The organism is Candidatus Methylomirabilota bacterium (assembly GCA_035315345.1).
Taxonomy (GTDB): domain Bacteria; phylum Methylomirabilota; class Methylomirabilia; order Rokubacteriales; family CSP1-6; genus CAMLFJ01.
This window is the reverse complement of the sequence record DATFYA010000105.1, coordinates 125,499-132,743: the sequence shown is the minus strand read 5'-3', so window position 1 is coordinate 132,743 and position 7,245 is coordinate 125,499. Positions and strand designations below refer to the sequence as shown.

8 protein-coding genes are annotated in these 7,245 nt (G+C 71.6%); 5 read left to right on the top strand and 3 right to left on the bottom strand.

All coding sequences use genetic code 11. The annotated features are described in order from the left end of the window. Nucleotides 1–50: 50 nt before the first annotated feature. Nucleotides 51–875, bottom strand: a complete 825-nt coding sequence (locus VKN16_14575) for an SDR family NAD(P)-dependent oxidoreductase (protein ID HME95429.1) — start codon at nucleotides 873–875, stop codon at nucleotides 51–53. A 95-nt stretch (nucleotides 876–970) separates the two neighbouring features. Here VKN16_14575 and VKN16_14570 point away from each other — a divergent pair, with 95 nt between their 5' ends. The 4 genes from VKN16_14570 (at nucleotide 971) to VKN16_14555 (ending at nucleotide 3,920) form a co-directional block, all read left to right on the top strand. Then, the gene (locus VKN16_14570) at nucleotides 971–1,855 is read left to right on the top strand and encodes an MBL fold metallo-hydrolase (GenBank protein ID HME95428.1); all 885 of its coding nucleotides are present in this window, start codon (nucleotides 971–973) and stop codon (nucleotides 1,853–1,855) included. 76 nt (nucleotides 1,856–1,931) lie between these two features. Continuing rightward, a complete protein-coding gene (locus VKN16_14565; protein ID HME95427.1) occupies nucleotides 1,932–2,447 on the top strand; it encodes a MarR family winged helix-turn-helix transcriptional regulator in 516 nt (171 codons plus the stop codon). Beyond that, complete coding sequence (locus VKN16_14560) at nucleotides 2,404–2,919, top strand: hydroxyquinol 1,2-dioxygenase (GenBank protein HME95426.1); 516 nt, start codon at nucleotides 2,404–2,406, stop codon at nucleotides 2,917–2,919. The genes VKN16_14565 and VKN16_14560 overlap by 44 nt, the downstream gene beginning before the upstream one ends. Nucleotides 2,920–2,933: 14 nt before the next feature. Further along, nucleotides 2,934–3,920 carry a hydroxyquinol 1,2-dioxygenase gene (locus VKN16_14555; GenBank protein ID HME95425.1) on the top strand — a complete coding sequence of 329 codons (987 nt, stop codon included), beginning with the start codon at nucleotides 2,934–2,936 and terminating at the stop codon, nucleotides 3,918–3,920. Between the two features lie 76 nt (nucleotides 3,921–3,996). On the opposite strand, the gene VKN16_14550 is transcribed toward VKN16_14555, so the two are convergent. Together VKN16_14550 and VKN16_14545 are read right to left on the bottom strand one after the other, a co-directional pair. Further along, complete coding sequence (locus VKN16_14550) at nucleotides 3,997–5,304, bottom strand: serine hydrolase (GenBank protein HME95424.1); 1,308 nt, start codon at nucleotides 5,302–5,304, stop codon at nucleotides 3,997–3,999. A 99-nt stretch (nucleotides 5,305–5,403) separates the two neighbouring features. Further along, complete coding sequence (locus VKN16_14545) at nucleotides 5,404–6,141, bottom strand: MBL fold metallo-hydrolase (GenBank protein ID HME95423.1); 738 nt, start codon at nucleotides 6,139–6,141, stop codon at nucleotides 5,404–5,406. Nucleotides 6,142–6,171: 30 nt separating this feature from the next. Here VKN16_14545 and VKN16_14540 point away from each other — a divergent pair, with 30 nt between their 5' ends. Beyond that, nucleotides 6,172–7,236, top strand: a complete 1,065-nt coding sequence (locus VKN16_14540) for an LLM class flavin-dependent oxidoreductase (protein ID HME95422.1) — start codon at nucleotides 6,172–6,174, stop codon at nucleotides 7,234–7,236. The last annotated feature ends 9 nt before the right edge of the window (nucleotides 7,237–7,245 follow it).

Genomic DNA, 7,245 nt, shown 5'->3' with positions numbered 1-7,245 from the left:
AGTCCACGATCCGCACGCCGCTGAGCGGTCCGGACACGGCGCGCTCCGGGCTAGGCGCCGCCGGTGACCACGAGGGTCTGGCCGCTCACGAAGTCGCTGTCCGGGCTGCAGAAGAGGTAGATCGCCCCCGCGGCCTCCTCGGGCAGCCCCCCGCGGCCGAGCGGGATCATCTGGTTCATGGCCGCGATGCGCGCGCCCTGCACGCCGACCTTCATCTGGCGCCCGGCCACCTCGATGGTGCCCGCCTCGCCCTCCGCGAGCGGCTTGGTGAGCCGGGTCTGGACGTAGCCGAAGGCCACGCAGTTCACGGTCACCGCGTAGCGGCCCCACTCCTTGGCCAGCGTGCGAGTCATGCCGGTCACCGCGGCCTTGGCCGAGGAGTAGTTGATCTGGCCCGCGTTGCCACGCACCCCGGAGGTCGAGGAGATCTGCACGACCTTCCTGACGATTCGCTCGCCCCGGTTCGACTCGGCCTCGAACTGGGAGCGCAGGTAGGGGGCGAAGGCGCGCAGGATGCGGAAGGGCGCGGTCACGTGAACGTCCATGATCGCGTACCACTGCTCGTCGGTCATCTTCTGGATGACGTTGTCCCAGGTGTAGCCCGCGTTGTTCACGATGACGTGGAGCCCGCCCAGCTGCTTCACCGCGGTGTCGACGATGCGCTCGCCGAAGTCCTTGGCGGTCACGTCGCCGTTGCACGCCACCGCGCGGCCGCCCATCTTCTCGATGAGGCCGATCGTCTCCTTGGCCGGCGCGTCGTCGAGGTCGTTCACCACCACCGCGGCGCCGTCACGCGCCAGCCGCAGCGCGACCTGCTGGCCGATGCCGCGCCCCGAGCCGGTCACGATCGCCACCTTGCCGTCGAGCTGTCCCATGTCCGCCACCTCCTGGAGTCGCGCTCGCTTCCCGAGCCCACTCGCGACGCGGCCCGGAGTATACACGATCGGACCCGGGCCACGCGGAGCCGGCGGTGATACAATCCGCGACCATGCGCGACCTGGTGATCGGCCGTCTTCGAATCGGTGCGGCGGTCGAGACCGCCGGGCCGACGCGGCCCACGTGGCTGTTCCCGGCCGCCACCGCGGAAGGGCTGGAGCGCCATCGCGCCTGGCTGGCTCCCCACTTCCTCGACCTGGCGGGCCGCCTGCTCCAGAGCGTGCACACCTTCGTGGTGAGGACGCCGGACCTGACCCTGCTGGTCGACACCTGCATCGGCAACGACAAGGACCGAGGCGGCCGGCGGCCGTTCCACATGCTGCGCACCGGCTTCCTCGACACGCTGCGCGCGGCCGGCGTCGCGCCGGAGGCGGTCGACGTGGTCATCTGCACCCACCTGCACGTCGACCACGTCGGCTGGAACACCCGCCTCGCCGACGGCCGATGGGTGCCGACGTTCCCGCGCGCCCGCTATCTCTTCGCGCGGCGGGAATGGGAGCACTGGTCCTCGGAGGACGACGAGGGCACGCGACGGATCATGGCCGACAGCGTCGCTCCGGTGCTCGACGCCGGCCTCGCCGACCTGGTCTCGATGGACCACCGCATCTCCGACGAGATCTGGCTCGAGCCGACGCCGGGTCACACCCCGGGACACGTGAGCGTGCGCCTGGCCTCGGGCGGCGATGACGCCGTCATCACCGGCGACCTCATGCACCACCCGGTCCAGATCGCGGAGCCGACCTGGCAGACCACCTTCGACAGCGACCCGGACGAGGCGATCAAGACCCGGCGCGGGTTCTGCGAGCGCTACGGCGATCGTCCGGTCACCGTGCTCGGCACCCACTTCCACGATCCGACCGCGGGGCGCATCGTGAGCGCGGGGGGCGGCTTCCGCTTCGCGGTGGACGGCACGCGGTAGCCGGTCCGCGAGCCGCCGACGCCCTTGACAAGCCCCCGGCGACCGGCGTAGTAAGGCAACGTTTCAAGTTCGAACTATGCCCACCCACTACCGGGGCAGCCCGCAGGAGCGACAGGCGCTCGACGCCTACATCAAGCTGATGCGCGCGGCCGAGTCGGTGACGGCCCGGCTGGAGCCGCTGATGCGGGCGGCCGATCTCACCGTCGGGCAGTTCGGCGCGCTCGAAGCCCTCTTCCATCTGGGGCCGCTGTGCCAGCGCGATCTCGGCCGGAAGCTGCTGCGCAGCGGCGGCAACACCACCGTGGTGGTCGGCAACCTGGCCCGGCGCGGGCTCGTGCGTCGGACACGGCGGCCCGACGACCGGCGGTACATCACGGTCACGCTCACCGACAAGGGCCGCCGCCTGATCGGCGGGATCTTCCCCCGCCACGCGCAGCACGTCGTGCGCGAGATGCGCGCGCTCTCCCCGGAGGAACAGGCCACGCTCGGCCGGCTGTGCCGAGAGGTCGGCCGGGGCCGCCGGGACCGGAGCGGAAAGGAGACCGACCATGGCGTCACAGCCCACTCGCTTCGGCTCGCTCCAGCACTTTGAGAAGGGCGGGGTCGAGGTCATCAAGGACGATCCACGGAACTACGTCTTTTCCAACGTGTTCGAGGTGGCCTCGAAGGCCCGGCCCTACGAGAAGGTCGCGGTCGGCAAGAACATCGAATACGTCATCGAGGCGATCCGGGCCGAGGGCACCTCGGGCTGGCGGGTCGCGGCCCAGGACGAGTTCGCGCTCGTGATGGACGGCGAGGTCGAGGTGCGGCTGGTCAAGCCCGACGACGCCTCCGTCGTCCCGGCCGGGAGCCAGGGCTCGATCCCGCTCGCGGGCGACCCCAGGGGCAAGAAGATGGGACGGGTCAAGGCCCGCCGCGGCCACATGACGCTACTGCCCGCGGGCGCCGCCTACCAGTTCCACGCCGGCCACCCGAGCGTGATCCTGCTGCAGACGCTGGCGGGACGCGACACGGTCGAGCGCTGGGCCCAGATCTGCCAGACCACGCCCCGGCCCCAGGCCTGAGGGAGGAGAACGCCATGGCCGCCGATACGCTCCTCGAGCTGGGAAGCATCGAGCCCAACCGGCACGGCTACCGGGACTTCACCCTGGGCAAGTTCTCGTTCAGCCGCGACGAGTACTTCGTGCACATGCGCTGGCCCAACGGCACCCACCTGCTGGCGGTGGATGCGTTCCTCCGCGCCATCCAGCGCGACGTCGCCTGGGGATTCTTCTACGGCATCGTGAACTTCGACACCGTCATCGGGACGGTGAACCACTACGGCACCGTGGACCTCTTCGCGGGCCGCTTCAACGCCCAGTACCGGCAGGCCGGGCTCGACTACTCGGAGAACTTCAAGACCGACGTGATCAGCCGCCTGTTCGAGGCGGTGCTGGCCGACTGGACGAACGCCACCTTCGATCCGTTCGCCTCGCCCGAGGAGACGGGGAGCGCCTTCGGGCCCAAGAACGGCAGCAACAAGGAGGCGATCACGCGGCACCGCGTCACCGCCAAGCGCATGATCGGCGCGCCCGACGACGAGCCGGTGCGCACCGACGACAACGGCTTCCCGATCAACCGCCACTTCCTCGACGTGCCGCAGGACGCGCCCGAGGTGCACGCCGAGCCCGGCTTCGAGCACGAGGTGGTGTCGGTGAACCTCTTCGCGTATCTGTCGCGGTCCGACGTGACCTGGAACCCGTCGGTGGTCTCGGTGTGCAAGAACAGCCTCTACTGCCCGACCACCGAGGAGTACATCCTGCCGATCATCCACGGCAACGACCGCGTGGAGTGGTTCGTGCAGCTCACCGACGAGATCCAGTGGGAGGTGGAGGACCGCGACACCGGCGTGGTGCGCGCGCGCGTCACCATGAAGGCGGGCGACGTGGCCGCCATGCCCGCCGACATTCGGCACCGCGGCTTCTCGCCCAAGCGCTCGATGCTCCTGGTGTGGGAGAACGCCTCGCCGGAGCTGCCCGCCCTCTACGCCGCCGGCAAGATGCCGCCGGCGCCCGTGCAGTTCTAAGCCCGGCGCGGCGGCGCGTGTCGGAGCGGTGCCGCCGCGTGGCGCGGGACCGCGTCCGCGCGATCCCTGACCGTGGTCAGGGGGCGAGCGCGGCCTTCGCCTCCGCGACGAGCCGGGTGATCGCGCGCTTGTCGAAGGCGTCCCACTCCCGGGTGCGGCCCAGCCGGACCACCACCAGGCGCGCGGACGGCACGATCACCAGCCGCTGGCCCTGGGTGCCGGCCGCGTAGAAGGCGTCGGGCGGCATGCCGTCGAGGATGCGGCGGATGCCGCCATCGCTCGCGCCGCGGTTGGTGAAGAAGCCGGCCGCGTAGCCGTCGCGCGATCCCGGCGTCCACTTCGCCGACCACTCGACCCAGCCCTCGGGCAGGATCCGCGCGTCCCCGACGACGCCGTCGCGCAGATAGAGCAGGCCGAGGCGCGCCCAGTCCCGGCCGGTGGCGTAGCCGTACGTGGAGCCGACCGGCGTGCCGGCCATATCGAACTCGAGCGTCACCCCCCGCATGCCGAGCGGGCCGAACAGCTCACGGCCCGCGAAGCGCAGGACGTCCTCGGGGCGGCCGCCGACCGCGTCGCGGACGATGCGGGACAGGATCAGCGTGCTGAGGTTGCTGTAGTGATACCGGCGGCCGGGCCGCGCCACCAGCGTGAACCGCTCCGCGTAGGCGGCCATGTCGGGCTCGGTGTAGAGCATGCGCGAGGACGGATCGAAGCCGTTGTTGATGTCGTCGAGCGCCAGGCCGCTCGTCATGCGCAGCAACTGCTCGACCGTGATCGCGTGGCGCGGGTCGGCCGGATCGCGCCACGCCGGGACCGGCGCCGGGCCGGTGAGCGACAGGCGGCCCCGCCGCACCAGGATGCCGACCAGCGCATTCATCACCGACTTGGTCATCGACCATCCGAGCAACGGCGTGTCGATGCCGTAGCCCGCCGCGTAGCGCTCCGCCACGATCCGGTCGGCGTGCACCACCACCACCGCCCGGGTGCCCTGGACGTGGCCGTCCGGCGGATCCGCGAAGGCCCGATCGAGCGCGCGCCGCAGCCGGTCGTCGGCGGGCTCCACCACGCCCGGGCCGGCGATCGCGCCGAGGCGGGGCTCGATGTCGGGGGCCACGGGCGCCGCCGGGGCCGCGGCGGCGTCGGCGTAGCCCGGGAACACCAGCGTGCACCCGATCCCCGGGCGGTACACGGCTCGGCTCGTGAAGAGCCCGGCCACCGACGCGCTGACTTCCCGGCGGGTCCGGTCCACGTGGGGCCGCAGCAGGGGCAAGAGGCTACGGATCCCCGGCATGCCGGGCAGCATCTCGGCGGCGACCTGGTCGGGATCGAGGCCCGAGACGAACGCGTCCGAGCAGAGCGTGTGGCTCACCAGCCCGGTCGCCACGCGGAGGGCGCGGTCCGGCCGCCGCCAGAAGCTCAGCGTGGTCGCGGCGGCCGCCGCGAGGACCAGCGCGACCAGAAGTAGGCGGCGGGGACTCGTGGCCTAGCTGCGTCCCGGCGCGCCGCTCGTCCGGAGCAGGTCGTCGTAGAAGTCAGCCAGGGTATCGAGCACCGGCGCCGCGGCGCCGGAGAAGGAGGAGCCGTGCATCACCGCGAGCGTGCGCGGCTCGAGCCGCGCGAGGCGCCGGATGGTGGCGCCGGTCTGCGGCGTCACCGCGGTGTAGTGGAAGTGGTGCTCGGCGGTCATCGCCGGCTCCAGGATGTCGGCGTCGGTGAGCGCGGGCGGGTTCCCGACGTGAGTGAACAGATCGCTCGTGAACAGGGTGCCGGTCGTCTCCTCGTGGAGCAGGCCCGCGTCCCAGCAGTGGGGCACGTGCGGCGTGTCGAGGCGCCGCACCCGGCGGCCGCCCAGGTCGAGGACCTCGCCGTCGGCCAGGGCCCGCGGCGGGCGCGGAGCCTGATCGTTCAGCCAGATCGCGCAGCCGATGGCCCCGTGGGTGACGGTGGCCCCGGGCGCCGCCGCGAGCCATTCGTCGAGGGCGCCGCACTCGTCGGCCTCGATGTGGCTGAAGGCGATCCAGCGCAGCCGGCGGAGGTCCATGATCGTCGCCACGGCCTGCGACACCGACGGGAACAGGGACCGCTGGCCGCAGTGGAAGAGCAGGGGCTCCTCGGCGTCGACCAGGAACTGGTTGAACGTGAAGCCCCTGGGTCCCACCGCGGGCAGGAACGTCGACACCCGGTAGATCCGCTCCGCGATCTCGTCGACTCTGGTCTCCATGGGTATCGCTTGCCGATTATAATCACGCCCATGCGCTTCGGAACCTTCTTCTTCCTTCAGGCCGCGCCCGGGCTCACCCACGCCGACGTCGTCCACCGCGAGCTCGAGCAGATGGAGTGGACGGAGGAGCTGGGCTTCGATCAGATCTGGCTCACCGAGCACCACTTCATCGACTACGGTCTGGCGGTGGATCCGGCGAGCCTGGCCGCCACCGCGGCCGCCCGCACGCGCCGGGTACGTATCGGCCTGGCCGCCGCGATCCTGCCGTTCCATCACCCGCTGCGGCTGGCCGAGCAGCTCGCCCTGATCGACATCATCTCGAAGGGCCGGCTCGACGTCGGGGTCGGGCGCGGCAACCGGCCGGCCGAGTTTCGCGGCTACCACGTGCCCCAGCAGGAGAACCGGGAGCGCTTCGACGAGGCGGTCGACGTCATGCTCCGGGCCTGGACCGAGGAGCGCTTCTCCCACGAGGGGCGCTTCTTCACCATCGGCGAGGCGCGGCTGATCCCCAAGCCCTGGCAGCGGCCGCACCCGCCCATCTATCAGGTGTGCGGCAGCGACGACGGCATCGAGTCCTCGGCGGCCCGCGGCTGGCCCATGCTGAACTCGCTGCTCACCGGCCCGGTGGACCAGCTGGTCAAGCGCCGCGACAGCTACCTCACCGCGCTGCGCAAGCACGGCCGCACCGAGGCCGAGATCGCGGGGCTGATGGCCGACTGGGGCGTCTCGCGCCAGATCTACGTGGCCGACACCGACGCGCAGGCGCTGGCCGAGGCCAAGGACGCCGAGATGTGGTACCAGGACTCGCTGCGCCGCTTCCAGGTGCCCGAGCGCATCGAGGACGCGCACCCGAGCCTGCAGCCCGGGTTCCGGGCCGCCGCCGAGCGGTTCCGGAAGGTCACGTGGGAGGGTCTGGTGGCCGAGACGCTGGCCTTCGGCTCGCCCGACACGGTGGCCCGGCACATCCAGGCCATGCGCGACATGGGCGTGGGCCACATGCTCTGCTGGATGAACTTCGGCGGGCTGCCGCAGGCCCGCATCCGTCGCTCCATGGAGCTGTTCGCGCGCGAGGTCATGCCCCGCTTCCGGGACTGACCGCCGGGG

Excerpts from the sequence above, each read along its gene's own strand:
- VKN16_14545 (HME95423.1), bottom strand. The coding sequence starts at position 6,141 with ATGGAGACCAGAGTCGACGAGATCGCGGAGCGGATCTACCGGGTGTCG.
- VKN16_14555 (HME95425.1), top strand. The coding sequence starts at position 2,934 with ATGGCCGCCGATACGCTCCTCGAGCTGGGAAGCATCGAGCCCAACCGG.
- VKN16_14560 (HME95426.1), top strand. The coding sequence starts at position 2,404 with ATGGCGTCACAGCCCACTCGCTTCGGCTCGCTCCAGCACTTTGAGAAG.
- VKN16_14565 (HME95427.1), top strand. The coding sequence starts at position 1,932 with ATGCCCACCCACTACCGGGGCAGCCCGCAGGAGCGACAGGCGCTCGAC.
- VKN16_14575 (HME95429.1), bottom strand. The coding sequence starts at position 875 with ATGGGACAGCTCGACGGCAAGGTGGCGATCGTGACCGGCTCGGGGCGC.
- VKN16_14540 (HME95422.1), top strand. The coding sequence starts at position 6,172 with ATGCGCTTCGGAACCTTCTTCTTCCTTCAGGCCGCGCCCGGGCTCACC.